1 pseudogene is annotated in these 1,037 nt (G+C 34.9%); it reads right to left on the bottom strand.

What is annotated here, in order from left to right:
- A pseudogene (locus BT797_RS10220) lies at positions 1–353 on the bottom strand (metallophosphoesterase); the annotation flags it as partial.
- Positions 354–1,037: the final 684 nt, after the last annotated feature.

Below are 1,037 nucleotides of genomic sequence, written 5' to 3'. Positions count from 1 at the left end.
TCGTAACCAATCATGTTCATTCCAATAAAATCAGGTTCAGCATCTTGTAAGTCAGACTCTGGTACACCCGTATTAATATCGCCGCCAGATAACAGTAGTACAGAACCACCTTCGGCTTTAACTTCATTACGAATATTATTTATCAAAGTGGCACGGGCTGCCATGCCTCGCTCACCGTATTTATTTTGCCAGAAATTACCGTGGTTATCGTTGGTGTGGAGAATTGTCAGGTTATATTCTTTATCTTGGAGCCATTTGTGGGAATTAACTTGCTCTGTAGACTGAGTTGCACAACCTGTAACAATAGTTGATAGGACACTACTAATGGCAAGAGTTAATATTTTCTTTCTCATAATTAATCCTAAATATTATTGCTTATGCTAAAGCTTAAATGCATGAGCACTTGTATGTTTAGTCGTGACTGCACACACCCGTGTTGTTTCTTCGTTAGCAGCTTTAACTTTGCGCTGGTGGTGAGACTGCATAGTGAGAATGTCATCTATGTAATCGACTGCTATAAAAGCTTAATGCGGGGGAATAAACTATACATCTACGTTCAAAATAGATAGGTTCGTTACAGGTCAAATCCTTAAAGTGTGATTTAGAGCTATTGCTTCATCATTTTTAGTAAAGAAAATGAAACATTCATCAAATATTTTTCAGGTATCACAAAGCTGGAATGTATTGTTTTTTTATACTTAAGGCCTTTTATTACAATGATTTGTTGGATTTCGTTGGCTTCGCCTATTTATTCGGTACTTATATTTTAATTTCTCTATGACTTCTTGGTCAGTATCTTTTATTTTTAATACTTTGTATTTTCAGGCTGATTCATAATAATCTAAATTAGCATAATATGCTGTTTCGCTTTATGTCTAAATGTGCGTTATAAATCAATTAGAGGGGGGGGGGGTAGTGTTAAGGGGAATGTCTATTTATTTTTAATATGAATAAGTAATTTTATGTTCTAGTCGGTTATAGAGTTTGCTTAAGTAAATATCACCTATGAGGTACAATTGGTCGCTTATCAATCACTT

This window comes from Moritella viscosa (genome assembly GCF_900120065.1).
Lineage (GTDB): Bacteria > Pseudomonadota > Gammaproteobacteria > Enterobacterales > Moritellaceae > Moritella > Moritella viscosa.
Note: the sequence above shows the minus strand (reverse complement) of the source record. Positions and strands in the feature narration are given on the sequence as shown.